The 23,197-nt window shown below is 61.3% G+C and carries 24 protein-coding genes and 2 tRNA genes; 17 read left to right on the forward strand and 9 right to left on the reverse strand.

All coding sequences use genetic code 11. The features are described 5' to 3' along the window. Positions 1 to 76, forward strand: a tRNA-Thr gene (locus DT070_RS10465). Between the two features lie 125 nt (positions 77 to 201). On the opposite strand, the gene DT070_RS10470 is transcribed toward DT070_RS10465, so the two are convergent. Beyond that, positions 202 to 519: a hypothetical protein gene (locus DT070_RS10470; RefSeq protein WP_122955342.1), complete on the reverse strand. Its 318-nt coding sequence runs from the start codon at positions 517 to 519 to the stop codon at positions 202 to 204. A 50-nt stretch (positions 520 to 569) separates the two neighbouring features. Between DT070_RS10470 and DT070_RS10475 the strand changes: the two genes are divergently transcribed. The 5 genes from DT070_RS10475 to DT070_RS10495 all read left to right on the forward strand — a co-directional run bounded on the left by DT070_RS10475 (position 570) and on the right by DT070_RS10495 (position 7,308). Beyond that, a complete protein-coding gene (locus DT070_RS10475; protein ID WP_122955343.1) occupies positions 570 to 1,553 on the forward strand; it encodes a M23 family metallopeptidase in 984 nt (327 codons plus the stop codon). A gap of 241 nt (positions 1,554 to 1,794) precedes the next feature. Further along, positions 1,795 to 4,557, forward strand: a complete 2,763-nt coding sequence (secA, locus tag DT070_RS10480) for a preprotein translocase subunit SecA (RefSeq protein WP_122955344.1) — start codon at positions 1,795 to 1,797, stop codon at positions 4,555 to 4,557. Between the two features lie 64 nt (positions 4,558 to 4,621). Beyond that, complete coding sequence (gene argJ, locus DT070_RS10485) at positions 4,622 to 5,863, forward strand: bifunctional glutamate N-acetyltransferase/amino-acid acetyltransferase ArgJ (protein WP_122955345.1); 1,242 nt, start codon at positions 4,622 to 4,624, stop codon at positions 5,861 to 5,863. A 15-nt stretch (positions 5,864 to 5,878) separates the two neighbouring features. After that, the gene (locus DT070_RS10490; RefSeq protein WP_122955346.1) at positions 5,879 to 6,844 is read left to right on the forward strand and encodes an ATP-binding protein; all 966 of its coding nucleotides are present in this window, start codon (positions 5,879 to 5,881) and stop codon (positions 6,842 to 6,844) included. After that, complete coding sequence (locus tag DT070_RS10495) at positions 6,841 to 7,308, forward strand: NUDIX domain-containing protein (RefSeq protein WP_122955347.1); 468 nt, start codon at positions 6,841 to 6,843, stop codon at positions 7,306 to 7,308. Before DT070_RS10490 ends, DT070_RS10495 begins: the two co-directional genes overlap by 4 nt. Before the next feature lie 153 nt (positions 7,309 to 7,461). Here DT070_RS10495 and DT070_RS10500 read toward each other — a convergent pair whose 3' ends face one another. Together DT070_RS10500 and DT070_RS10505 are read right to left on the reverse strand one after the other, a co-directional pair. Next, positions 7,462 to 8,142, reverse strand: a complete 681-nt coding sequence (locus DT070_RS10500; RefSeq protein WP_122955348.1) for a lytic transglycosylase domain-containing protein — start codon at positions 8,140 to 8,142, stop codon at positions 7,462 to 7,464. Positions 8,143 to 8,149: 7 nt separating this feature from the next. After that, on the reverse strand, positions 8,150 to 9,892 hold the full coding sequence (locus DT070_RS10505; protein WP_122955349.1) for a proline--tRNA ligase: 1,743 nt from the start codon (positions 9,890 to 9,892) through the stop codon (positions 8,150 to 8,152). Between the two features lie 171 nt (positions 9,893 to 10,063). On the opposite strand from DT070_RS10505, the gene DT070_RS10510 reads away from it, so the two are divergent. Then, the gene (locus DT070_RS10510; RefSeq protein ID WP_122955350.1) at positions 10,064 to 10,774 is read left to right on the forward strand and encodes an RNA pyrophosphohydrolase; all 711 of its coding nucleotides are present in this window, start codon (positions 10,064 to 10,066) and stop codon (positions 10,772 to 10,774) included. Continuing rightward, positions 10,771 to 11,292 carry a CNP1-like family protein gene (locus DT070_RS10515; protein WP_122955351.1) on the forward strand — a complete coding sequence of 174 codons (522 nt, stop codon included), beginning with the start codon at positions 10,771 to 10,773 and terminating at the stop codon, positions 11,290 to 11,292. Before DT070_RS10510 ends, DT070_RS10515 begins: the two co-directional genes overlap by 4 nt. A 50-nt stretch (positions 11,293 to 11,342) precedes the next feature. On the opposite strand, the gene proB is transcribed toward DT070_RS10515, so the two are convergent. From proB to rplU, 4 genes are all read right to left on the reverse strand, one after another. After that, positions 11,343 to 12,479, reverse strand: coding sequence for a glutamate 5-kinase (gene proB / locus DT070_RS10520; RefSeq protein ID WP_122955352.1), 1,137 nt, complete (start codon positions 12,477 to 12,479; stop codon positions 11,343 to 11,345). 111 nt (positions 12,480 to 12,590) lie between these two features. Next, complete coding sequence (cgtA, locus tag DT070_RS10525) at positions 12,591 to 13,676, reverse strand: Obg family GTPase CgtA (RefSeq protein ID WP_122955353.1); 1,086 nt, start codon at positions 13,674 to 13,676, stop codon at positions 12,591 to 12,593. Positions 13,677 to 13,793: 117 nt separating this feature from the next. Then, positions 13,794 to 14,051 carry a 50S ribosomal protein L27 gene (rpmA, locus tag DT070_RS10530; RefSeq protein ID WP_122955354.1) on the reverse strand — a complete coding sequence of 86 codons (258 nt, stop codon included), beginning with the start codon at positions 14,049 to 14,051 and terminating at the stop codon, positions 13,794 to 13,796. Between the two features lie 27 nt (positions 14,052 to 14,078). After that, positions 14,079 to 14,390, reverse strand: a complete 312-nt coding sequence (gene rplU, locus DT070_RS10535; RefSeq protein WP_122955355.1) for a 50S ribosomal protein L21 — start codon at positions 14,388 to 14,390, stop codon at positions 14,079 to 14,081. Between the two features lie 196 nt (positions 14,391 to 14,586). Between rplU and DT070_RS10540 the strand changes: the two genes are divergently transcribed. The 9 genes from DT070_RS10540 (at position 14,587) to DT070_RS10580 (ending at position 21,774) form a co-directional block, all read left to right on the forward strand. Beyond that, positions 14,587 to 15,570, forward strand: a complete 984-nt coding sequence (locus DT070_RS10540) for a polyprenyl synthetase family protein (protein WP_122955356.1) — start codon at positions 14,587 to 14,589, stop codon at positions 15,568 to 15,570. 18 nt (positions 15,571 to 15,588) lie between these two features. Beyond that, a tRNA-Pro gene (locus tag DT070_RS10545) sits at positions 15,589 to 15,665 on the forward strand. Positions 15,666 to 15,794: 129 nt separating this feature from the next. Further along, entirely contained in the window at positions 15,795 to 17,528 is a 1,734-nt protein-coding gene (pilB, locus tag DT070_RS10550) for a type IV-A pilus assembly ATPase PilB (protein WP_122955357.1), read from the forward strand. Between the two features lie 84 nt (positions 17,529 to 17,612). Further along, positions 17,613 to 18,830 carry a type II secretion system F family protein gene (locus DT070_RS10555; RefSeq protein WP_122955358.1) on the forward strand — a complete coding sequence of 406 codons (1,218 nt, stop codon included), beginning with the start codon at positions 17,613 to 17,615 and terminating at the stop codon, positions 18,828 to 18,830. Next, positions 18,830 to 19,690, forward strand: coding sequence for an A24 family peptidase (locus tag DT070_RS10560; RefSeq protein ID WP_122955359.1), 861 nt, complete (start codon positions 18,830 to 18,832; stop codon positions 19,688 to 19,690). Before DT070_RS10555 ends, DT070_RS10560 begins: the two co-directional genes overlap by 1 nt. 4 nt (positions 19,691 to 19,694) lie before the next feature. Beyond that, on the forward strand, positions 19,695 to 20,306 hold the full coding sequence (coaE, locus tag DT070_RS10565; protein ID WP_122955360.1) for a dephospho-CoA kinase: 612 nt from the start codon (positions 19,695 to 19,697) through the stop codon (positions 20,304 to 20,306). A gap of 43 nt (positions 20,307 to 20,349) precedes the next feature. Continuing rightward, on the forward strand, positions 20,350 to 21,105 hold the full coding sequence (gene zapD / locus DT070_RS10570; RefSeq protein ID WP_122957352.1) for a cell division protein ZapD: 756 nt from the start codon (positions 20,350 to 20,352) through the stop codon (positions 21,103 to 21,105). A gap of 46 nt (positions 21,106 to 21,151) precedes the next feature. Then, entirely contained in the window at positions 21,152 to 21,373 is a 222-nt protein-coding gene (locus DT070_RS10575; RefSeq protein WP_122955361.1) for a DNA gyrase inhibitor YacG, read from the forward strand. Positions 21,374 to 21,486: 113 nt separating this feature from the next. Further along, positions 21,487 to 21,774: a hypothetical protein gene (locus DT070_RS10580; protein ID WP_122955362.1), complete on the forward strand. Its 288-nt coding sequence runs from the start codon at positions 21,487 to 21,489 to the stop codon at positions 21,772 to 21,774. A gap of 34 nt (positions 21,775 to 21,808) precedes the next feature. On the opposite strand, the gene grxD is transcribed toward DT070_RS10580, so the two are convergent. Both grxD and prmC read right to left on the reverse strand, forming a co-directional pair. After that, positions 21,809 to 22,138, reverse strand: coding sequence for a Grx4 family monothiol glutaredoxin (gene grxD / locus DT070_RS10585; protein WP_122955363.1), 330 nt, complete (start codon positions 22,136 to 22,138; stop codon positions 21,809 to 21,811). A 166-nt stretch (positions 22,139 to 22,304) separates the two neighbouring features. Beyond that, positions 22,305 to 23,177, reverse strand: a complete 873-nt coding sequence (prmC, locus tag DT070_RS10590; protein ID WP_122955364.1) for a peptide chain release factor N(5)-glutamine methyltransferase — start codon at positions 23,175 to 23,177, stop codon at positions 22,305 to 22,307. Positions 23,178 to 23,197 lie beyond the last annotated feature (20 nt).

Consider the following 23,197-nt stretch of genomic DNA (forward strand, 5'->3'; position numbering starts at 1 on the left):
GCCGCTTTAGCTCAGTTGGTAGAGCAACCGCCTTGTAAGCGGTAGGTCGTCAGTTCGATTCCGACAAGCGGCACCATTTATCCTCAATCCTTGCCTTCCCCATGCCATATGGGTATCATCCGCTACCAATTTTGTAGCGGGGCGGCGCAGGAGGCATTCAGTTTCAAGGCGTTGCGGCACCCTTAAACAGCCGCCAGCCTACTACTTTTTGCTTATTAGGATCTTGATTCGAATTGAGGTAACCTTCCAACCCTTGCCTATAAGGCGGGCTTGGATAAGAGGCAGTAACTGACGGATTTTGGCGGCGGCTGCGTTGCCGCTGACCAGCAGGCACCAGGTTTCGCCGTCAATAGGCCCGGCCTGGACGGCAGGGCGCAAGGCTTCAGGCAGCAGCGACTCAATGGCCTTGAGCCTGTCGCCGGATTCCTGGACGAGCTCCGTCAGTCGAGCCAAAGAAGGGGAGTTCTCCGCAGCCTGGTACACGGAAAGCGCCTGCGGAAGGCGCCGGTCTGTGGTCATGATGTGCGATGCGCGGCCATGTGCGCCCAAGCTTTTAAAGAGGTAGACAAGTGCATTTGATTATCACGGATGCGTGGCTGGCAAAAAGCCGGGCCATCTATTTAAGCGGCACAAAACTGGTTCTGGCGGGCTTTGTCGCCGCTTTGGCGCTCATGCTTGTGGCCGCAGGCCTGTATCACTGGGTGTTTCTCAAGGGTGCCCGTGAAGGCTGGCCTGTCGTCGGTTCGCTGGTCAAGCTCATGGTCAAGGATGAGTTCGACCAGCGTGACCGCTTCATGCGCGAAAACCTAGACGTGATGGCCAAGCGGGTCGGCGAAATGCAGGCCAAGATGATTCAGCTCGAAGCCCTTGGCGAACGGGTTTCCGGCCTGGCGGGCGTCAATCCAGGTGAGATCAAGGTCCAGCCCGGCCGGGGCGGCGCGCTGGTGGCAGGCCCTTCGCTCACCATGGAAGAACTTCAGGCCACGCTGGCTGACCTGGACAAACTCACCGATCAGCGGGTCGACCTGATGACCGTCATGGAGTCCCGCCTTTTCGACCAGAAAATCAAGAAGATGATGGTTCCGACCCAGGAACCGGTAGCGGGCGGCAACCTGGGCTCGGCCTTCGGCTGGCGTATCGACCCCATGAACGGACGCTCAGCCCTGCATACCGGGCTCGATTTCCCGTCGGAGCCGGGCACCCCCATCCTTGCCGCTGCCGGCGGCGTGGTCGTGACGCAGGAATACCACCAGGCCTACGGAAACATGGTCGAGGTAGACCATGGCAACGAACTGGTCACCCGCTACGCCCATGCTTCGCGCGTACTGGTGAAAAAAGGTGACCTGGTCAAACGCGGGCAGAAGATCGCCGAGGTGGGCACCACCGGGCGTTCCACCGGCCCGCATCTGCACTTCGAAGTGCTGGTTCAAGGCGTTTTCCAGGATCCGCAGAAATTCCTGACCGCGGGGCGCAATTTGCCGAAGCCGGCGGTGGCGGTAGCCGCTCCGCAGCCGGCTGTGCCCGGCCTGCCTCAACTGCCTCGCCCTCACTAGGGCATTCAACAACCGCGAACAACCGCGCCCGTCACAAGCGCAATGCGCGGTTTTCCTCGCTGACTCTTTACTGACCTGGCGTTTTAGGGGTGACTGCCTTATTGCCCACTGGCAGAGTTAAAATCAGAGGTTTGCGCACAGTTGAACTCGCTGACAGCGCCCACACCTAGGTTCCGTACTCAATAAGGGATTTCGGCCGCATTGCCAGCTCAAGGGGAGCGGTCAAGGCGGCCCCGCATTTATGGCTTCCAACATCCTGACCAAAATTTTCGGCAGCCGCAATGACAGGCTGCTCAAAACCTACCGCAAAACCGTAGAACGCATCAATGCGCTGGAGACCCAGTACGAGAAGCTGGACGACGACCAGCTCCGCGCCAAAACCCAGGAGTTCAAGGACCGTGTGGCTGCGGGCGAAGACCTGAACGCCATCCTCCCCGAAGCCTTTGCCGTGGTCCGTGAGGGCAGCAAGCGCGTCATGAAGATGCGGCACTTTGATGTCCAGATGCTGGGCGGCATGTCGCTGCACAACGGCAAGATCTCTGAAATGCGCACCGGCGAAGGCAAGACCCTCACTGCCACGCTGCCGGTCTACCTCAATGCGCTGACCGGCAAGGGCGTGCACGTGGTGACGGTCAATGACTACCTGGCCAGCCGCGACGCGCGCTGGATGGGCAAGCTCTATAACTTCCTGGGCCTGACGGTCGGCATCAACCTGCCCAATATGTCGCGTGAGGAAAAGCAGGCTGCCTACGGCTCCGATATCACCTACGGCACCAACAACGAGTACGGCTTCGACTACCTGCGCGACAACATGGTCTACGAAGTGGCAGACCGCGTGCAGCGCGGCCTGAACTACGCCATCGTCGACGAAGTGGACTCCATCCTGATCGACGAGGCCCGCACGCCGCTCATCATCAGCGGCCAGGCGGAAGACCACACCGAGATGTACCTGGCGATGAACAAGGTCGTCCCCATGCTGACGCGCCAGGAAGGTGAAGCCGACCCGCGCACCGGCGAGGGCGTCACCAAACCGGGCGACTTCACCATCGACGAGAAAACCCACCAGGTGTTCCTGACCGAGCAAGGCCATGAGAACGCCGAGCGCCTGCTGTTCAACATGGGCCTGATCCCCGAAGGCGCCACGCTCTACGACCCGGCCAACATCTCGCTGATGCATCACCTGTATGCGGCGCTGCGGGCCAACCTGCTGTACCACCGCGACCAGCACTATGTGGTGCAGGACGGCGAGGTCGTGATCGTCGATGAATTCACCGGCCGCCTGATGTCGGGCCGCCGCTGGAGCGACGGCCTGCACCAGGCTGTCGAAGCCAAGGAAGGCGTGCAGATCCAGGCGGAAAACCAGACCCTGGCCTCCATCACTTTCCAGAACTACTTCCGCCTGTACGGCAAGCTGGCCGGCATGACCGGCACCGCCGATACCGAAGCCTACGAGTTCCAGGAAATTTACGGCCTTGAAACCACGGTGATCCCGCCTAACCGCGTGAGCCGCCGTGACGACCAGCTGGACCGCGTCTACAAGACCACCCGTGAGAAGTACGAAGCGGCCATCAAGGACATCCGCGAATGCTACGAGCGCGGCCAACCCGTGCTGGTCGGTACTACCTCGATTGAAAACTCCGAAATCATCGATGCACTGTTGATCAAGGAAAACCTGCCGCACCAGGTTCTCAACGCCAAGCAGCATGCCCGCGAAGCCGACATCATCGCCCAGGCAGGCCGCCCGAAGATGATCACCATCGCCACCAACATGGCGGGCCGCGGCACCGACATCGTGCTGGGCGGCAATGTTGAAAAGCTGGTCGAAGCCGTTGAGGTGGACGAGTCGCTGGACGCCGCCGCCAAGGAGGTTGAAATTGCCCGCCTGCGCGCCGTGTGGAAAGAAGAGCACGATCAGGTCACCGCCCTGGGCGGCTTGCGCATCATCGCCACCGAGCGCCACGAATCACGCCGTATCGACAACCAGTTGCGCGGCCGCTCGGGCCGCCAGGGTGACCCTGGTTCTTCACGCTTCTACCTGAGCCTGGACGACCCGCTGATGCGCATTTTCGCGGGTGACCGCGTCAAGGCCATCATGGAGCGGCTCAAGATGCCTGATGGCGAAGCGATCGAGGCGGGCATCGTGACCCGCAGCATCGAATCGGCCCAGCGCAAGGTCGAAGCCCGCAACTTCGACATCCGCAAGCAACTGCTTGAGTACGACGACGTCGCCAACGACCAGCGCAAGGTGATCTACCAGCAGCGCAACGACATCATGGACGCCGGCAGCCTGCAGGCACAGATCGCCTCGCTGCGCGAAGGCTGCTTTACCGACCTGGCGCGCCAGTACGTGCCGGTCGAAAGCGTCGAAGAGCAATGGGACGTAGCGGGGCTGGAGAACGTGCTGCGCGACGAATGGCAGATCGAATTCCCCCTGCGCGCCGAGCTGGATGCGGCCACCGCCATCACCGACGAAGAAGTGGTCGAGAAAGTCGTCGCCGCGGCCAATGCCGTTTTTGACGACAAGGTTGAAAAAATCGGCGAAGAAAACTTCATGCAGTTCGAGCGCGTGGTGCTGCTGCAAAGTATCGACAGCCATTGGCGCGAACACCTGAGCGCGCTGGACTACCTGCGCCAGGGCATCCACCTGCGCGGTTACGCGCAAAAGCAGCCCAAGCAGGAATACAAACGCGAAGCGTTTGAACTCTTCGGTCAGTTGCTCGACAGCGTCAAGAACGAAGTCACCAAGATCCTGATGACCGTCAAGATCCAGTCGGGCGAACAACTGGAGCAGGCCGCCGAGGAAATGGAAAGCCGTGCCGAGAACATCGCGAACGTCACCTACACGGCGCCCACTGAAACCGGCGAAGTCGAAACCATCGTTGACGAAGACTCGCGGCGTGCGCCGGCCATCCCTGCCGGTGGTGTGCCGCGCGTCGGGCGCAACGACCCTTGTCCTTGCGGTTCCGGTAAAAAGTACAAGAACTGCCACGGCCGCCTGAACTGAACGCTGGCCTGAGGCAAGCCTCTCCAGCACCTGCAACCTCTCACTGGTTTTCCGGAGTTTCAACATGCCCGTCAATCTGGTTGCCACGCCTGCCGCCGACCTCTACCCTGTCCCCGGCGTGCGCTGGGGCATTGCAGAGGCCGGCATACGCAAGGCCAATCGCAAGGACCTTTCCGTACTGCTGCTCGATGAAGGCGCGTCGGTAGGCGCGGTCTTCACGCAAAACCGCTTTTGCGCGGCGCCCGTGCAGATCTGCCGCGAGCACCTCGCCAAAAACGACGGCAAGACGGCGGGCATACGCGCGATGCTGATCAACACCGGGAATGCCAATGCCGGCACGGGCGACGACGGCCTGAGCCGCGCACACGCCAGCTGCATCGCGCTGGCCCGCCTGCTGGACCTTGCGCCTGAGCAGATCCTGCCTTTCTCCACCGGCGTCATCATGGAGCCGCTGCCCAATGACCGCATCGCGGCGGGCTTGCCGGCCGCGTTGAACGACGCGAAGGAAGACAACTGGGGCAACGCCGCCGAAGCCATCATGACCACCGACACGGTGGCCAAGGCGTTTTCGAAGCGCATCAAGATCGCAGGCGCGGAAGTCACCATCACCGGCATCAGCAAGGGCGCGGGCATGATCCGGCCCAACATGGCCACCATGCTGGGCTTTATGGCAACGGACGCCTGCGTGGCCCAGCCGCTCATGGCGCAGCTGGCCAAAGAACTGGCTGAGGGCTCTTTCAATCGCGTGACCGTGGATGGCGACACCTCGACCAATGACTCCTTTGTGGTGGTTGCCAGCAACAAGGCCCAACACGCACCCGTGACCTCGCTGGACAGCGCAGACGGCCAGGCCTTGCGCGCCGCCATGCTCGACATCGCGAAGAAGCTGGCGCAGGCCATCGTGCGTGACGGCGAAGGCGCGACCAAATTCATGACCATCCAGATCGAAGGCGGGAAGACCGGCGAGGAATGCCGCAAGGTGGCCTATGCCATTGCCCATTCGCCGCTGGTGAAAACCGCGTTCTTCGCCAGTGACCCCAACCTCGGGCGCATCCTGGCCGCCGTGGGTTATGCAGGCATTGACGACCTGGACCAGACAAAAATCGATTTGTACCTGGACGACGTGCTGGTGGCTAAAAACGGCGGCCGGCATCCCGGCTATGTCGAGGCCGACGGCCAGCGTGTGATGAAGCAAAGCGAGATCACGGTGCGTGTGGTGTTGGGCCGCGGCGCGGCAACCGACACCGTCTGGACCTGCGACTTCTCCTACGACTACGTCAAGATCAACGCCGATTACCGCAGTTAAGCGGCGAAGAAAAAAATGAACGAGCAGTTTGAACGCCTGATCTCCCGCGTCGAGTCCCTGATGGCGCGGATTGAATCCGTGCTGCCGCAGCCCCTGACCGCGCCGGACTGGAGCGCCTCCGTCGCTTACCGCTACCGCAAGCGCAGCTCCGGCCACGGCTCGCTCGAGCCGGTGCGCCACATCGGCAGCATGAGCTTGGGCGACTTGAAGGAAATCGAGGACCAGAAGGAAAAGATCAAGCGCAACACCGAGCAGTTCGTGCTCGGCAAGCCCGCCAACAACGTGCTGCTGACCGGCGCACGCGGCACCGGCAAGTCCTCGTTGATCAAGGCCTGCCTCAACGAATATTCGTCACGCGGCCTGCGGCTGATCGAAGTCGACAAGGCCGACCTGACCGACCTGCCGGACATCGTCGACGTGGTCTCCGGCCTGCCTGAAAAATTCATCGTCTTTTGCGACGACCTGAGTTTTGAAGAAGGCGAGCCCGGCTACAAGGCGCTCAAGTCCATCCTCGACGGCTCCGTCGCGGCGGCCACGCCCAATGTGCTGATCTACGCGACCAGCAACCGGCGCCACCTGCTGCCCGAGTACATGACGGAAAACCTCACCTACACGCGCAGCGACGACGGCGAAGTGCATCCTGGTGAAGTGGTTGAAGAAAAGATTTCGCTGTCCGAGCGTTTCGGCCTCTGGGTCAGCTTCTATCCTTTCAGCCAGGACGAATACCTGACCATCGTCGCGCAGTGGCTGTCGTCCTTTGGCGTGGGGCCTGACGCGATCGCAGCGGCCAAGCCCGCCTCCCTGGTCTGGGCGCTGGAGCGCGGCTCGCGCAGCGGGCGTGTGGCCTATCAGTTCGCCCGCGACTACGCCGGCCGCGACAGCGCCAGCCGGCCTGTGGCGGCTGCGCCCATTGCCGCCTACGAGCGCCCGGGCGCCGCGGCGGCCGCCCCGTCTGACCAAGCCCCAGACCATTCGACATGAGCGTGCTGGTCGCCGACGGTGAACGTCCGCGAGAAGGCGGCGCCGACCGCAAGGTCGTTGATGTCGCAGTCGGTGTGCTCATCCGCCCCAACGGAGACTTCCTGCTCACCTCACGCCCGCCCGGAAAGGTCTACGAAGGCTATTGGGAATTCCCCGGCGGCAAGCTCGAGCAAGGCGAAACCGTCGAAGCCGCGCTGCGCCGCGAGCTCCAGGAAGAAATCGGCATCACCATCGCGGCCGCGCATCCCTGGAAGGTCGAGATGGTCGACTACCCGCACGCGCTGGTGCGCCTGAACTTCTGCAAGGTGTTTGAGTGGACCGGCGAGTTGCACATGCATGAAGGCCAGTCTTATGCCTGGCAGTCGCTGCCGGTCAGCGTAGAGCCAGTGCTGCCTGGTACCGTTCCAGTGTTGACTTGGTTTGCCGAAGAGTGCGCTGGATCTTCAATAGAAAATGGCCTGTAGCCCAATAAATACCTGGGCTGCGCGCTATAAATAAGATAGCAGCGCGTTTTATCAAGCAGGTGCCGCGGATCTGGCTTTGCCAGGCCGCAGGCGCCGCCCCCTGCAAGGGGGGAGCAGGCTACACGCAGTGAGCCTGGACGGGGGTTAATCAACTTAGCCGGCAAATTCCCAGTTCTTGCTCGCCCCCATGACGGCATTCGGATACGGCGACTTTCCGCGCGAGCCGTTGTAGCGGCCCAGGCCCATGAACAAATCGCCGCGCTCGCGGTCAAGGTAATGCCGCAGGATCACGCAGCCGAAGCGCAAATTGGTTTGCATGTGGAACAGCTTGCCCGCATCGCCGTCGCCGATCACGCGCGTCCAGAAGGGCATGACCTGCATGTAGCCGCGCGCGCCCACGTTGCTCACTGCGAACTTGCGGAAGTTGCTTTCGACCTGGATCAGGCCCAGCACCAGCGTCACGTCCAGCCCGGCGCGTTTGCTCTCGTACCAGACGGTCTGCAAAAACTCTTTGCGGATCTGCCACTCGGGCTTTTTCTTCTTGAGGCGCTCGCTCATGGCGCCTAGCCAGCGCAAATATGTGAGCCGGCTTTCGGTGTCCCTGAACTCGGGAATGGGCGGCGCCTGGTTGGCGATGGCCGAGCTCAATGCGGTGCGCACGGAGTCGATCAGTGGCTCCTCAATCTGCGCGCCGGCACTCGCTTGCTCTGAAATCAATAGCGAACTGCCAAGGACTGGCAAGGCCTGGAGGCACTTTCTTCTTGAAATCAGCCCGGTCCCTGCAAAAGAAGAGACGCTGGATGCGGGCACGGTCACGAGGTCTGCGAAAGCCATGTCAGCATCAAAGCGCCAGTTTTCCCTTGAGGAAATCGAAAGCGCCGGCAGCGTCTATCTTGCTGGAGGCCGCGTCGCGGCGGTGCTGGTATTCCAGTTGCCCATCTTTCAGGCCACGGTCGCCGATGGTGACGCGGTGCGGCACGCCGATCAGTTCCCAGTCGGCAAACATGGCGCCGGGGCGCTCGCCACGGTCGTCCAGGATCACGTCTACGCCAGCGGCAAGCAACTCGGCGTAGAGCTTGTTGGCCGCCGCCTCGACTTCGGGGAATCGGTCAGGGCTGATGGGGCACAGCACGACCGTGAAAGGCGCGATGGCGTCGGGCCAGATGATGCCGCGCTCGTCGTGGTTTTGCTCGATGGCGGCGGCCGGAAGGCGCGTGATGCCGATGCCGTAGCAGCCCATCTCCATGAATTGCGGCTTGCCGTTTTCACCCAGGAAGGTGGCGTTCATCGCCTTGCTGTATTTGGTGCCGAGGTAAAAAACGTGGCCGACCTCGATGCCGCGCTCGATCACCAGCGCGCCCTTGCCGTCGGGTGAAGGGTCGCCCGCCACCACGTTGCGGATGTCTGCCACCAGCGTTGGCTCGGGCAGGTCGCGGCCCCAGTTGACGCCGGTGAGGTGAAAGTCCACTTCGTTGGCGCCGCAGACCCAGTCGGCCAATGCGGCGACTTCGCGGTCGGCCACCAGCTTGACGGGTTTTTTCAGGTTCAGCGGGCCCAGGTAGCCCGGCTTGCAGCCGAAGTGGTCTTCAATCTCGGGCAGCGTGGCAAAACGGAAGTTCGCCAAGCCCTCAACCTTGCCGACCTTGATCTCGTTCATGTCGTGGTCGCCGCGCAGCAGCAGCAGCCAGACCTGCGACTTGATGACCTTGCCCGCTTCGTCGAGTTCGTCGGTGGCCAGCACCAGGGACTTGACGGTGGTTTGCAGCGGGATGCCCAGCAGCCCGGCCACATCGGCGCAGGTGGCTTTGCCGGGCGTGGGGGTTTTGGCCATGGCCTGTGATGCCGGCTTGCGCGCGCCCTGGGGCGCCAGCGCCTCGGCTTTTTCCATGTTGGCGGCGTAGTCGCTGCCGGGGCAGTAGACGATGGCGTCTTCGCCGGTCGCGGCGATCACCTGGAACTCCTCACTCAGGTCGCCGCCGATGGCGCCGCTGTCGGCGGCCACGGCGCGGTAGGTCAGGCCGAAGCGGTCAAAAATCTTGCGGTAGGCGGCCGCCATGACCTGGTAGCTGGCCTTGGCGCTGTCCTGGTCGCGGTCGAAGCTGTAGGCGTCCTTCATGATGAACTCGCGCCCGCGCATCAGGCCGAAGCGGGGGCGGCGCTCGTCGCGAAATTTCGTCTGGATCTGGTACAGGTTTTTGGGCAGCTGCTTGTAGCTTTTGATGTCCTGGCGCATCACGTCGGTGACGACTTCCTCGCTGGTCGGCTGCACGACAAAATCGCGGCCGTGGCGGTCCTTGATGCGCAGCAGCTCGGGGCCCATTTTTTCAAAGCGGCCGGTTTCCTGCCAGAGCTCGGCCGGCTGGATCACCGGCATGGTCATCTCGACGGCGCCGGCGCGGTTCATTTCCTCGCGCACGATGGCCTCGACCTTGCGGATCACGCGCAGGCCCATGGGCATGTAGTTGTAAACGCCGGCGCCCAGCTTCTTGATCATGCCCGCCCGCATCATGAGCTGGTGGCTCACGACTTCCGCGTCGGCAGGCGCTTCCTTGAGGGTGGAAATGAAGAACTGGGAGGCTTTCATGGGCGGTTTTCTGGAATTCCGGGGTGGAAAAAGGGGGTGGAAAGAAGACGAAAAGGGGGCAAAAAACGGGTGGAAAACGAATGGAAAGGGGTGCTGCAGCCCGCTGTGCGCTTGGCGCTGGGGCCTTCGCTGTGCATAATGGACTCAGTTTAAAAAATTTGAGGTTTGATTATGCTTGACCGGGACGGCTTTAGGCCCAACGTCGGCATCATCTTGCTCAACCAGAGAAGTCAGGTATTTTGGGGCAAACGTATCCGTACCCACTCGTGGCAATTTCCGCAGGGTGGCATTGATCGGGGCGAAAATCCCGAGCAGGCCATGTACCGCGAGTTACATGAAGAAGTGGGGCTGTTGCCACAGCATGTGAATGTGCTGGCCCGAACCCGAGACTGGTTGCGCTATGAGGTGCCTGACCGGTTCATCCGCCGCGATGCGCGCGGACATTACAAAGGCCAGAAACAAATCTGGTTTCTCCTTCAGCTGGTCGGCCACGACTGGGATTTGAACCTGCGCGCCACCGACCACCCCGAGTTCGATGCCTGGCGCTGGAACGACTACTGGGTGCCGCTGGATGTCGTGGTGGAGTTCAAGCGCGGCGTGTATGAAATGGCGCTGACCGAGCTGGCGCGTTTTGTGCCGCGTGTGGACAGCCGCAGCGATGTTCGCCCCGACCACCGCAACCGCTACCTGCGCGGTGGGCTGCATCAGCGCGACCATATCAGCCCGGCGGGTGACGCCGGCCTTCATCCCGGCTCCGGCGGCGACGCCTTCCACAAACCCGTCACCAGGCCGGGCGCCGCCTTCGAGTTGCCGCCCGGCGCCACCTTTGAACCGGATCCGCAGACCAGCCTGGATGCGAATACCCAATCCACCAAAACATGAACTTCAAATCCGCTCTCCTGGTCTCTGTGGCGCTCCTGCTGGGTAACCATGCAGCCTGGGCCCAAACCCCGGCCTTTCTCACACCCGATGATCCCGACTGGAAAGAAACCGAAGTTCCGCCGCCGCCGGCGTTTGACGTCAGCAAGCTGGTGGTGTTTGATGCGTCACCCAACTCGCAGCTTGTGTTTGGCGTAGACCCTGCCTCCATCCAGATATCGGAGAAAGACAGCCTGGTTCGTTATGTGATGGTGGCCACCAGCGCCAGCGGCGCGCGCAACGTCATGTATGAAGCCATACGCTGCGCGACAGGTGAGTTCAAGACCTATGCCCGCGCTTCGCCTGACGGCAAATGGAGCCATGTGAGCGATCCCAAGTGGCGCTCCATGTTTGACAACATGCCGTCCAAGCACGCCTTGCGTTTTGCCAAGGCCGGCGCCTGTGACAGCGCTGCGTCGGCGCCTTCGGTGCAGGTGCTGGTGTCGCGCCTGAAAAACCCCAACTTCAGGATGACCGACTGAGACCGTCGAGGCCAGCGACGCCGGTGCCTGCCGCAATGGGCCGGCGCCGCCTAGCGGGTCAGCACCAGGTTGGTACGGTGGACCATCTCGGGCTCACCGGTATAACCCAGCAGTTTCTCGAACTCTGACGACGCCTTGCGGCAAATCAGCCGGGCTTCAGCGCTTGAATAATTGGCCAGCCCGCGCGCGATCTCGGCGCCTTCAGGGCCCCGCACGGCGATCACATCGCCCCGCGAAAACTCTCCCTGAACCGCGGTCATGCCGATGGGCAGCAGGCTCTTGCCCTCATCCCTTACCTTGCCCACGGCGCCTGCATCCACCGTCACGGAGCCCCGCATCTGCAAGTGATCGGCCATCCACTGTTTGCGCGCCTGCATTTTCTGGGTCTGCGCCACCAGCAGCGTGCCGATGGACTCACCCTGCGTCAGCCGGATGAGGGCCTGGGGTTCGCGGCCCCAGGCGATGACGGTCGAGGCGCCCGAGCCCGCGGCCCGCTTGGCCGCCAGGATCTTGGTGATCATGCCGCCCTTGCCGATGCTGGAGCCGGCGCCGCCCGCCATGGTCTCCAGCGCCGCATCACCGGCCTTGGCTTCGTGCACAAACTGTGCGGCCGGATCCTTGCGCGGGTCGGCGGTGTAAAGGCCACGCTGGTCAGTGAGGATCACCAGCGCATCGGCCTCCACCAGGTTGGCCACCAGCGCACCCAGGGTGTCGTTGTCGCCGAATTTGATCTCATCGTTGACGACCGTGTCGTTCTCGTTGATGACCGGCACCACGCCCAGTTGCAGCAAGGCCAGCAGGGTGGAGCGCGCGTTCAGGTAGCGTTCCCGGTCGGCCAGATCGGCGTGCGTGAGCAGCACCTGGGCGCTGCCGATGCCGTTTTCGCGCAGCTTGGTTTCGTAGACCTGGACCAGGCCCATCTGACCTACCGCGGCGGCGGCCTGCAGCTCGTGGATGGCCTTGGGACGGGTGGTCCAGTTCAGGCGTTTCATGCCCTCGGCGATGGCGCCGCTGCTCACCATGATCACTTCGCGGCCGTCCTTCACGAGCGAGGCCAGTTGTTCGCACCACTGGCCGATGGCCACGGCGTCGAGTCCGCGGCCTTCATTGGTGACCAGGCTGGAGCCCACTTTGACCACGATGCGTTTGGCATTGCGCAGGATGGGAGAGCCTGTTTTTTCTTGCATGTTTAAGTACTTTTCGGGCTCTAGCCCAATGAATACAAGGGGAGATAGCTACTATTTTTATAGCAAGCGCCGCCTTGCACCTGCTTGCTGATCCGTCTGGAAATGAGGGCGTCAGGACGATTCAGGCAACTCGGGAGGCAGCGGGGCAAAGCGCGGATCAATTTCTTCCTCGGGTTGCTCGCTTTTCTGGACCTGCTTGACGTGCTGGTAGATCGTCTTGATCAGGTGCTCACAGCCTTCGCGCGTGAGCGCCGAAATCTCGAACACGGGGCCTTTGAATTTGAACCGCTTGACGAAGTCCTTGACGATGGCTGCGCGTTTGTCGGCGTCCACCATGTCCAGCTTGTTGAGCACCAGCCAGCGCGGCTTTTCATAAAGCGCTTCGTCGTACTTCTTGAGTTCGCCCACAATGGCTTTGGCCTGGGCCACGGGGTCCACGCCTTCGTCAAAGGGCGCCAGGTCAACGATGTGCAGCAGCAGCCGGGTGCGCTGAAGGTGGCGCAGGAAGAGGTGGCCCAGGCCGGCGCCTTCAGAGGCGCCTTCAATCAGGCCGGGCAGGTCGGCCACCACGAAGCTTTGCTCTGGCCCCACGCGCACCACGCCCAGGTTGGGGTGAAGCGTGGTGAAGGGGTAATCGGCAATGCGCGGGCGGGCATTGGACACCGCTGAAATGAAGGTGGATTTGCCGGCGTTGGGCATCCCGAGCAGGCCGACGTCGGCCAGCACCTTCAGCTCCAGCTTCAGGCTTTTGCGCTCGCCGGGCCAGCCGGGCGTCTTGCTGCGGGGGGCGCGGTTGGTCGAGCTCTTGAAGCGCAGGTTGCCGAAGCCGCCGTCGCCGCCCTTGGCGATCAGCACTTGTTCACCGGGAACCAGCAGTTCGTAAAGCACTTCCCCGGTTTCGCCGTCGGTCAGGATGGTGCCCACCGGCATTTTGAGGATGATGTCGTCGCCCTTGGCGCCGAACATGTCCGAGCCCATGCCGTGCTGGCCGTTGCGGGCCTCATGGCGGCGCGAAAACCGGAAGTCAACCAGCGTGTTCAGGTTGATGTCTGCCACCGCATACACATGGCCGCCGCGCCCGCCGTCGCCGCCGTTGGGGCCGCCGAATTCTTTGTACTTTTCGTGGCTGAACGAGACGCAGCCACTCCCGCCATCGCCTGCGGCAATGTCAATAAAGGCTTCGTCAACAAATTTCATGATGGAGTGCTGCGGTTAAACCAGGGCTTCAGGGGCCGGAGATCAAGTTTACAAACAAAAAAGCCCCGACAGGTCGGGGCTTCGTTTCAGTCGAAGTGACTTATCGAAGTGATCAGCTTACGCCGGGGTCACATTCACGGTGTGCTTGTTCAGCGCGCCCTTGACGGAAAACGAGACCGAGCCGTCAACCAGTGCAAACAGGGTGTGGTCCTTGCCGATGCCGACATTGACGCCTGGATGGAACTTGGTGCCGCGCTGGCGCACGATGATGCTGCCTGCGTTGATGACTTCGCCGCCGAATTTCTTCACGCCAAGCATTTTGGGCTGTGAATCACGCCCGTTTCGCGTAGAGCCGCCGCCTTTTTTCTGTGCCATTTTTCGTTACTCCTGGTACGTCCCTGCTCAGCCGGCGATAGCGCCGATTTGCAGTTCCGTGTAGTTTTGCCGGTGGCCCTGACGTTTTTGATAGTGCTTGCGACGGCGCATTTTGAAAATGCGAACCTTGTCGTGCCTACCCTGTGAAAGGACAGTGACTGTAACAGTGGCGCCGGACACCAAGGGCGTACCAACCGTGATCGTGCTGCCGGTGCCGACAGCCAAAACCTGGTCAATAACGATCTCTTGGCCTACGTCCGCAGCAATCTGTTCTACTTTAATTTTTTCTCCAGTAGCAACCTTGTATTGTTTGCCACCGGTTTTTATGACCGCGTACATGTAAGACCTCGTAATTTGAGTTCTGCAGACGGATTTCCGCAGAGCCCAATATTCTAGCACGGCAGGCCGAAATTGGCTACAGCACCGTTTTCGGGACTATTTTGGCCCCAACGGAAGGGTCCGTGTGGTTTTTGGTGCCGGGGCAGGCGAAGCTGCTTTCTATAATCTGCCCAAACCTAACGTCTGGACCCGCCTTTTGTCTGCAAATTCTTCAAGCACCGCCGTAGCCCTCGCCCTGATTGCCGACGACATGCGGGGAATGGATGGGGTGATCGAGCTGCGCCTGAAGTCCGAAGTGCCGCTGGTCAGCCAGGTTTCACGCTACATCGTGGCGGCTGGCGGCAAACGGTTGCGCCCGGCCCTGCTGCTGCTCATGTGCGGCGCCCTTGATTATCGGGGCGATCAACGTTACAACCTGGCCGCCGTGGTGGAGTTCATCCATACGGCCACCCTGCTGCATGATGACGTGGTGGACGAGTCCACGTTGCGCCGCGGACGCGCCACTGCCAACGAGGCGTTTGGCAATCCAGCTAGCGTCCTGGTGGGCGATTTCCTTTACTCCCGGGCGTTCCAGATGATGGTGGAAGCCGGCGATATGCGGATCATGCAGACCCTGGCCGAAGCCACCAATGTGATCGCGGAAGGGGAAGTCCTGCAGCTCATGAATATGCATGACGCAACGCTTTCCGAAGAGGGCTACCTGCGGGTGATTCGCTCCAAGACGGCCAAGCTTTTCGAGGCCAGCGCCCGCCTGGCAGCGCTGCTGGCGCAGTCGACGCCGGCCGTCGAGCAAAGCTGCGCAGCCTACGGACAGGCATTGGGCACGGCCTTTCAGGTGATCGACGATGTCCTGGACTATGACGGCGATGTGTCGGAAATGGGCAAGAACCTGGGCGACGACCTGAGGGAAGGCAAGGCGACCCTACCGCTCATCATTGCGATGCAGCGCGGCACGGGAGCGGAGCGCAACACCATTCGGCAGGCTATTGAAACCGGGGGCACCGACCAGATGGCCCAAATCATTGCCATCGTGCAGCAGACCGGAGCGCTCCGGGCCACCCGCGACGCCGCTGCGCTGGAGGCGCAACGCGCGCTCGACGCCTTGCAAGTACTGCCGCAAAACATTTACAGTGATGCCTTGGTGCAGCTGGCCTCCCAATTGCTGGACAGGCGTTCCTGACAAACGGCTGCATATTGGCGGGGTGTAGCTTAGCCTGGTAGAGCGCTACGTTCGGGACGTAGAGGCCGGAGGTTCGAATCCTCTCACCCCGACCAGGTCTGTTTTGGCTCCATATGTGCGTTTCTCCGCACAGTTCCGGCGTCCGCCGGTGCAGGTCGGGCGTTTTCGATTTACACCCGGTAATCTATAGGCGATGATACCTATTTGAGTTAATCCAGAGAACCATGGCCGCTGTCGACACCGCTATCAACCAACCGCCGTCCATGGCTTTACCCGGCTTGGGCCGAGCCCTGGTGATGGCCGGAAAATTGGGGCAGAAAGCTGCCGAAGACATTTTTCGCAAGGCCCAAAGCAGCCGTACCAGCTTTATCGCCGAATTGACGGGCTCCGGCGCGGTATCCGCTTTTGATCTGGCCCACACCATGTCGACGGCTTTCGCTGCCCCTTTGCTGGATCTGGAAGCCATCGACGTACAGCGCCTGCCCAAAGGCCTGCTGGACACCAAAATCTGCGCCACCTACCGAATTGTTGTCCTGAGCAAGCGCAACAACCGTCTGATCGTCGCGACTGCAGATCCTTCCGACCAGGAGGCCGCGGAGAAGATCAAGTTTTCCACCCAGATGGGGGTGGATTGGGTCATTGCGGAGTACGACAAGCTGTCCAAGCTGGTAGAGGCGTCCAACACCACGGCCGCCGAGGCCATGGAAAGCATCATCGGTGACGACTTCGAGTTTGACGAATCGAGCACCGAGGCCTCTGCCGAAGACAGTGAAGCCAGCGTTTCAGAAGTCGAGGACGCGCCCGTCGTCAAATTTCTGCAAAAAATGCTGCTTGACGCTTTCAGCATGCGGGCTTCCGACCTGCATTTCGAGCCGTTTGAGCATACCTACCGTGTCCGGTTCCGGGTTGACGGAGAACTGCGCGAAATCGCATCGCCACCGGTGGCCATCAAGGAAAAGCTCGCGGCGCGCATCAAGGTGATCTCAAAGCTGGACATCTCGGAAAAGCGCGTGCCGCAGGACGGCAAGATGAAGCTCAAGATAGGCCCGGACCGGGTCATCGATTTCCGGGTCAGCACCTTGCCCACCATGTATGGCGAGAAAATCGTCATCCGTATTCTTGACCCGAGCAGTGCCAAGTTGGGCATTGATGCCCTGGGCTACGAGGCGGATGAGAAGGAGCGCTTGCTCCACGCGATTCAGCGGCCCTATGGCATGGTGCTGGTGACCGGGCCCACCGGTTCGGGCAAGACGGTGTCGCTTTACACCTGCCTGAACATTCTCAACAAGCCGGGCGTCAACATCGCTACTGCCGAGGATCCCGCCGAAATTACCTTGCCTGGCGTCAACCAGGTCAGCATGAACGACAAGGCCGGCATGACCTTTTCAGTCGCGCTCAAGGCGTTCTTGCGGCAGGATCCCGACATCATCATGGTCGGTGAGATCCGGGATCTTGAGACCGCCGATATCGCGATCAAGGCCGCGCAGACCGGCCATATGGTGATGTCGACGTTGCACACCAACGATGCACCGACCACACTGACGCGTATGCGCAACATGGGCATTGCACCTTTCAATATCGCCTCCAGCGTGATTCTGATCACCGCTCAGCGTTTGGCCCGCCGCCTTTGCCCCAATTGCAAGACGCCTGCGGACATCCCGCGTGAGACCCTGCTTGACGCGGGCTTCAAGGAAGAGGATGTAGACGGCTCATGGACGCCTTACCGCCCGGTAGGCTGCTCGATGTGTACGAATGGTTACAAAGGGCGGGTGGGCGTTTATCAGCTCATGCCTATTTCCGAGGAGATCCAGCGTATCGTCCTTCGCGACGGCAGCGCCCTGGAAATTGCTGCCCAGGCGGAGGCTGAGGGCGTGAAAAGCCTGCGGGTGTCGGGTTTGTCCAAAGTTAAACTCGGCATGACTTCGCTGGAAGAGATTCTGGGCTGTACCAATGTTTAAACCGGTGCATCCAGAAGCCGGCACATGGCGGCGTGACTATCCTGATGGCACGCGCTGAAGCTGTCCATACAACGAGAAAGCATCATGGCAACTGCAGTATCCAAGGGCGTTAAGGAATTTGTTTTCGAATGGGAGGGCAAGGACCGCGGCGGCAAGCAGGTCCGCGGTGAAATCCGTGCCGTCGGTGAAAACCAGGTCAAGTCCTCATTGCGTCGTCAGGGCGTATTACCCACCAAGATCAAGAAGCGCAAGATGCGCGCCGGCAAGTCCATCAAGCCCAAGGACATCGCCATTTTTACGCGCCAATTGGCCACCATGATGAAGGCGGGCGTTCCGCTTCTTCAGGCGTTTGACATCGTCGGCCGCGGTAATCCGAATGTCAGCGTCACCAAGCTGCTTAACGATGTGCGTACCGACGTTGAAACGGGTACGTCTCTCAGCGCGGCCTTTCGCAAGTACCCGATGTACTTCAATGCGCTTTATTGCAACCTGGTCGAAGCGGGCGAAGCGGCCGGTATTCTGGAGTCTTTGCTGGACCGCCTTGCGGTCTACATGGAAAAAACCGAGGCGATCAAGTCCAAGATCAAGTCGGCCCTGATGTACCCCATTTCAGTGGTGGTTGTTGCCTTTGTGGTGGTGGCGGTGATCATGATTTTTGTGATCCCTGCGTTCAAGCAGGTGTTCTCATCTTTTGGGGCGGACCTTCCAGCCCCGACACTCATTGTGATTGCGATTAGCGAATTTTTTGTTGCTTATTGGTGGCTGATTTTCGGCGGCATCGGCGGCAGCCTGTATTTCTTCATGCAGGCCTGGAAACGCAATGAAAAGATGCAGAAATTCATGGACAGGCTGCTTTTGAAGGTGCCGGTCTTTGGCGCACTGATTGAGAAGTCCTGTATTGCCCGTTGGACTCGCACACTGTCCACCATGTTCGCGGCGGGTGTTCCGCTGGTGGAGGCACTTGACTCCGTCGGCGGCGCTTCCGGCAATTCCCTGTATGCCGATGCCACCGAGAAAATCCAGCAGGAAGTCTCTACCGGCACCAGTTTGACGGCTGCGATGACCAACGCCAATCTGTTCCCCACCATGGTGCTGCAAATGTGCGCCATCGGAGAGGAATCCGGCTCCGTTGACCACATGCTCGGTAAAGCAGCGGATTTCTATGAAGCGGAAGTCGATGAAATGGTGGCCGGCCTTTCAAGTTTGATGGAGCCCATCATCATTGTGTTTCTGGGCGGGCTTATCGGGGGCATCGTGGTTTCCATGTACCTGCCCATCTTCAAGCTGGGCCAAGTCGTCTGATGGCGACGGGTCTGGGGCCGGCGTTTGATGCGTTGCTGGCCGGTATTTTTGGGCTGCTGATCGGCAGCTTTCTTAACGTCGTTATTTATCGCCTGCCCAAGATGATGGAGCGCCAGTGGGCGCAGGAATGTGCGGAGCTGGCCGACAAAACCCCAGAGGCCCCGGATTCCACGGAAAAGTTCAATTTGCTGGTGCCGCGTTCACGCTGCTCCAGTTGCGGTCATGTCATACGCTGGTATGAAAACATCCCGGTCGCCAGTTATTTGTTCTTGAGGGGCAAATGCTCGGTATGCGGCACGCCTTACGGTGTGCGCTACCCGGTCGTCGAGGCGGTCACCGGTGCCCTTTTCTTTTTTTGCGTCTGGCGCTGGGGCTGGTCGGTCACGGCGCTGGCGTGGTGCGGGTTTTCCGCGGCGCTACTTGCGCTGGCGATGATTGACTGGGATACGACACTGCTGCCTGACGACATCACCTTGCCCCTGCTGTGGGCCGGCCTTATCGTTGCGGCGATGCAGTGGAATCCAGCCGTCAATCTGCCGACGGCGCTGTGGGGCGCCATAGCCGGCTACCTGTCCTTGTGGCTGGTGTATTGGGCCTTCAAGCTGGCGACCGGTAAAGAAGGCATGGGTTATGGCGACTTCAAATTGTTTGCCGCGCTGGGTGCCTGGTTCGGCTGGCCCGCACTGGTTCCCATCATCCTGATGGCCTCCGTGATCGGCGCCGTCATCGGCATTGCGATGAAGTTTTCCAGCGGGTTGCGGGAGGGCGGCTATGTACCTTTCGGACCTTTCCTGGCCGGGGCGGGTTTCACCGCCATGGTCTTTGGCCCCCAAACTATCTTGCGGGTCGTAGGCCTGTGACGCCATGCGCCCTGCCGCCTTGCGCATAGGATTGACGGGCGGCATAGGCAGCGGCAAGAGTACGGTTGCCCATACGCTGGTGGCCTGTGGCGCCGCGCTGGTCGATGCCGATGCAATTTCCAGGGCGGTCACGGCCACCGGCGGGGCCGCCCTGAAGGAAATCGCCGCACAGTTCGGACCCCATCTCATAGCTGCCGATGGTGCCATGGACCGGGACCGCATGCGGCAGCTCGCTTTTGAGGACCCTTCCGCCAGGCGGCGGCTCGAGTCGATTGTTCACCCCCTGGTGGGCCAGGAAACCCTGCGACAGTACGGGGAGGCCGTGAAAGCCGGTAAGACCTGCGTTGTTTTTGACATTCCGCTGCTGGTGGAGTCGGGCCGCTGGCGCCAGCAACTTGACCAGGTGCTGGTGGTGGATTGCAGCGAAGCCACGCAGATCAGCCGGGTCATGGCCCGTAACGGCTGGCCCCAAGACGTGGTGGAAAAAATCCTGGCAGGGCAGGCCAGCCGCGGCCAGCGCCTGTCGGCGGCCGATATTTGCCTTTACAACGACGGCTTGTCCCTTGAAGACCTGCAGGCCCAGGTCCGGCTGCTTGCCGCGCGCTTCGGGCTATGATGCACAGACAAACCTCTCCTTTGAAGCCGACGAAAATAGCGCTGTGATTCTTTACGAGTATCCATTTAACGAACGCATACGCACGTACTTGCGACTGGAGCACCTGTTTCGCCGCCTTGGTGAACTGGTGGAGCGCGAGAGCCCGACGGATCATCACTACGCCATCACGACCATCTTTGAAATCATGGACGTGGGCGCGCGGGCCGACCTCAAAACCGACGTGCTCAAGGACCTCGAGAAGCAAAAGCACGTCCTCAACGGCTACCGCGGCAACCCGGCCATTTCGGAAGCCGTCCTGGATGAAGTTACCGGGCAGCTCGAAGGGTGTTTTGCCGCCTTGAACGGCTTGCCGGGCAAGGCGGGCCAGTCACTGACTGAAAACGACTGGCTGATGAGCATTCGCAGCCGCGTCGGCATTCCGGGCGGCACTTGCGAATTCGATTTACCGGCTTATTTTGCGTGGCAGCACCTGGATACCGCAACGCGCAAGCAGGACCTGCAGCGCTGGATCACGCCGCTGGTGCCGCTGGCTGAATCCATCCGTGTTTTGTTGACGCTGCTGCGCGACTCCGGCGCCCCGCAAAAAGTGATCGCCCCGGCCGGGCAGTACCAGCAGACGCTTCCCCAGGGACGCACCTTCCAGCTGCTGCGCCTGCGGATTGACCCCTCGCTGGGCATGATCCCCGAAATCAGCGGCAACCGCCTGATTGTCTCGGTGCGCCTCATGCGCCACGAAAGCGATGACCGCCTGCACGCCAGCACCGAGGACTCGGCGTTTGAGCTGACACTCTGCTCCTGACCGCGTTTGCGTCCCTGGTCGACCTATTCAGAAACAGCCTGAAGCCATGCCTGTCACGAAAAAAGACTCCACGCCCCTCCCTGTGAAGCTGGTGGTATGCCCCGGCTGCGGTGGCGAAAGCGTTTACGCACCGGGCAACCCCTTCCGTCCCTTCTGCAGCGAGCGTTGCAAGAACATCGACCTGGGCGCCTGGGCCAGCGAAGGTTTTCGCCTGCCGGCCGACGCACCGCCGGACGACGAAGCGTTTGGGGACCCGAAGCTGCAATAACAAACAAGCATTGGCCTGCCAAGGAAGCGGTGTCACCCGCGTTCTCGGCAGGATGGGAGGCGCGGGGGCGGCAAGCCTCGCAGCGTGTGTGAGAGTGAAAAGGGAGGGAAAAAATGAACACAAAGTTCTTCAAGGGGCCTGTACTGGCCTTGCTGGCTGCTGCCGTTTTGCTGGGCGGAAACGCCCTGGCGCAGAGTCAACCGCTGCAGGATGAAAGCAAACCTGCCAAGTCAAAATCTAAATCCAAAAAAGCGACGGCCAAACCCGGTGCGGCAAGCCCGGGCGGCAGAGCCAAATTCATACGCGGATCTGAAGAGTCGCCCGCACAGCGCACCGCCAGGCTCAAGCGCGAATGCAAGGGCGGCGTAGACGCGGGCGCCTGCGCGGGCTACACGCGCTGACATTTTCGGCGCCGCCGCCGCCGCGCACCGGGTTTTAAGCGGCGGTGGTGCCCAGCACCTGCTGGAGCTCGCCGCTTTGGTACATCTCCATCATGATGTCCGAGCCGCCGATGAATTCACCCTTCACGTACAGCTGGGGGATCGTCGGCCAGTTGCTGAATTCCTTGATGCCGTGGCGGATTTCTTCGTCTTCCAGCACGTTCACGGTGGCGGGTTTGTTCACGCCGCAAGCCTTGAGCACCTGGATGGCGCGGCCTGAAAAACCGCACATCGGGAATTGCGCCGTGCCCTTCATGAAGAGGACAACATCGCTGGATTTGACGATTTCGGCGATGCGTTGCTGGGTGGGGTCGGTGGTGCTCATGATGAAGTCCTTTAGAAATCCTGGGGGTGGGCCGGAAGGCCGTGCCGGGCTGAAAAGCTTCAGCCGGGGCATTTCACGTTTCAATTAGATGGAATCTGGAAACCAGAATTCAACGGGCTGATTATCCCGCCGTTTGGTTTTCTGCGTGATTTCCCGGACCGCCGCGTCAGCCGCCCGGCCACAAGCCGCCCGAACAGCGCTCAATGCCGGCCAGGTCCTGGCGGCTTTGAACCTGCTCAAAACCTTCGCCGGCCAGCAGCTCGCGCACGGCCGCGGCCTGGTCGTAACCGTGTTCCAGCAGCAGCCAGCCGCCCGGCAGCAGGCTGTCGGGTGCCTGCCGGGCGATCGCGCGAATGTCGTTCAGCCCGTCCGGCCCGGCCGCCAGGGCGCTCAGGGGTTCGTGGGTCAGGGCGTCCAGATGGGGATCGGCGCTGGCGATGTAGGGCGGATTGCTGACGATCAGGTGAAAGTGTCCGCTAACTTTCTCAAGCCAGTGGCTTTGAACGAAATCCATCTCAAGACCCAAACGGGCCGCGTTTTCGCGGGCGACGACCAGCGCGTCCGCACTCGCATCCACGGCCACGACGCGGCCCTGGCGGCCGGCTGTTTTCAGGCTGTGCGCGATGGCCAGCGCGATGGCGCCGCTGCCGGTGCCCAGGTCCAGAATCTCCGGCGCCGCGGGCATATTGGGGAGGTTGGGGAGGTTGGGGAATTGCAGCACCTCCAGCGCCCAGTTCACCAGCGTTTCGGTGTCCGGCCGCGGCACCAGCACGCGGGCATCGACTTGCAGCGCAAGGCCAAAAAACTCCTTGCTGCCGACGATGTAGGCCAGCGGTTCGCCGGCAGCCCGGCGCAGGCTCATGGCCCGGAAGGCTGCGGCGGCTTCTTCGGACAGGATGTCGGTGTCGTGCGCCAGCAGCCAGGCCCGTGCGTCAGCCGGCTTGTCCAGTGCGTGCAGCAGCAGCAACTGGGCGTCCAGCCGGTCCAGCCCCAAGGCCTGGGCGGCGGTGAGGGCTTGTGCGCAACTGGGCTGGTTCATGGGTGCGCGCGTGCTGAAGT

This window comes from Polaromonas sp. SP1 (assembly GCF_003711205.1).
Lineage (GTDB): Bacteria > Pseudomonadota > Gammaproteobacteria > Burkholderiales > Burkholderiaceae_C > Polaromonas.

What these genes read in the sequence shown, in the direction of transcription:
- rpmA (WP_122955354.1), bottom strand. Translation starts at nt 14,051, where the DNA reads ATGGCACAGAAAAAAGGCGGCGGCTCTACGCGAAACGGGCGTGATTCA.
- cgtA (WP_122955353.1), bottom strand. Translation starts at nt 13,676, where the DNA reads ATGAAATTTGTTGACGAAGCCTTTATTGACATTGCCGCAGGCGATGGC.
- prmC (WP_122955364.1), bottom strand. Translation starts at nt 23,177, where the DNA reads ATGAACCAGCCCAGTTGCGCACAAGCCCTCACCGCCGCCCAGGCCTTG.
- DT070_RS10495 (WP_122955347.1), top strand. Translation starts at nt 6,841, where the DNA reads ATGAGCGTGCTGGTCGCCGACGGTGAACGTCCGCGAGAAGGCGGCGCC.
- DT070_RS10575 (WP_122955361.1), top strand. Translation starts at nt 21,152, where the DNA reads ATGCCTGTCACGAAAAAAGACTCCACGCCCCTCCCTGTGAAGCTGGTG.
- proB (WP_122955352.1), bottom strand. Translation starts at nt 12,479, where the DNA reads ATGCAAGAAAAAACAGGCTCTCCCATCCTGCGCAATGCCAAACGCATC.
- pilB (WP_122955357.1), top strand. Translation starts at nt 15,795, where the DNA reads ATGGCCGCTGTCGACACCGCTATCAACCAACCGCCGTCCATGGCTTTA.
- DT070_RS10470 (WP_122955342.1), bottom strand. Translation starts at nt 519, where the DNA reads ATGACCACAGACCGGCGCCTTCCGCAGGCGCTTTCCGTGTACCAGGCT.
- secA (WP_122955344.1), top strand. Translation starts at nt 1,795, where the DNA reads ATGGCTTCCAACATCCTGACCAAAATTTTCGGCAGCCGCAATGACAGG.
- coaE (WP_122955360.1), top strand. Translation starts at nt 19,695, where the DNA reads ATGCGCCCTGCCGCCTTGCGCATAGGATTGACGGGCGGCATAGGCAGC.
- grxD (WP_122955363.1), bottom strand. Translation starts at nt 22,138, where the DNA reads ATGAGCACCACCGACCCCACCCAGCAACGCATCGCCGAAATCGTCAAA.
- DT070_RS10490 (WP_122955346.1), top strand. Translation starts at nt 5,879, where the DNA reads ATGAACGAGCAGTTTGAACGCCTGATCTCCCGCGTCGAGTCCCTGATG.
- rplU (WP_122955355.1), bottom strand. Translation starts at nt 14,390, where the DNA reads ATGTACGCGGTCATAAAAACCGGTGGCAAACAATACAAGGTTGCTACT.
- DT070_RS10580 (WP_122955362.1), top strand. Translation starts at nt 21,487, where the DNA reads ATGAACACAAAGTTCTTCAAGGGGCCTGTACTGGCCTTGCTGGCTGCT.
- DT070_RS10560 (WP_122955359.1), top strand. Translation starts at nt 18,830, where the DNA reads ATGGCGACGGGTCTGGGGCCGGCGTTTGATGCGTTGCTGGCCGGTATT.
- argJ (WP_122955345.1), top strand. Translation starts at nt 4,622, where the DNA reads ATGCCCGTCAATCTGGTTGCCACGCCTGCCGCCGACCTCTACCCTGTC.
- DT070_RS10505 (WP_122955349.1), bottom strand. Translation starts at nt 9,892, where the DNA reads ATGAAAGCCTCCCAGTTCTTCATTTCCACCCTCAAGGAAGCGCCTGCC.
- DT070_RS10510 (WP_122955350.1), top strand. Translation starts at nt 10,064, where the DNA reads ATGCTTGACCGGGACGGCTTTAGGCCCAACGTCGGCATCATCTTGCTC.
- DT070_RS10555 (WP_122955358.1), top strand. Translation starts at nt 17,613, where the DNA reads ATGGCAACTGCAGTATCCAAGGGCGTTAAGGAATTTGTTTTCGAATGG.
- DT070_RS10500 (WP_122955348.1), bottom strand. Translation starts at nt 8,142, where the DNA reads ATGGCTTTCGCAGACCTCGTGACCGTGCCCGCATCCAGCGTCTCTTCT.
- DT070_RS10515 (WP_122955351.1), top strand. Translation starts at nt 10,771, where the DNA reads ATGAACTTCAAATCCGCTCTCCTGGTCTCTGTGGCGCTCCTGCTGGGT.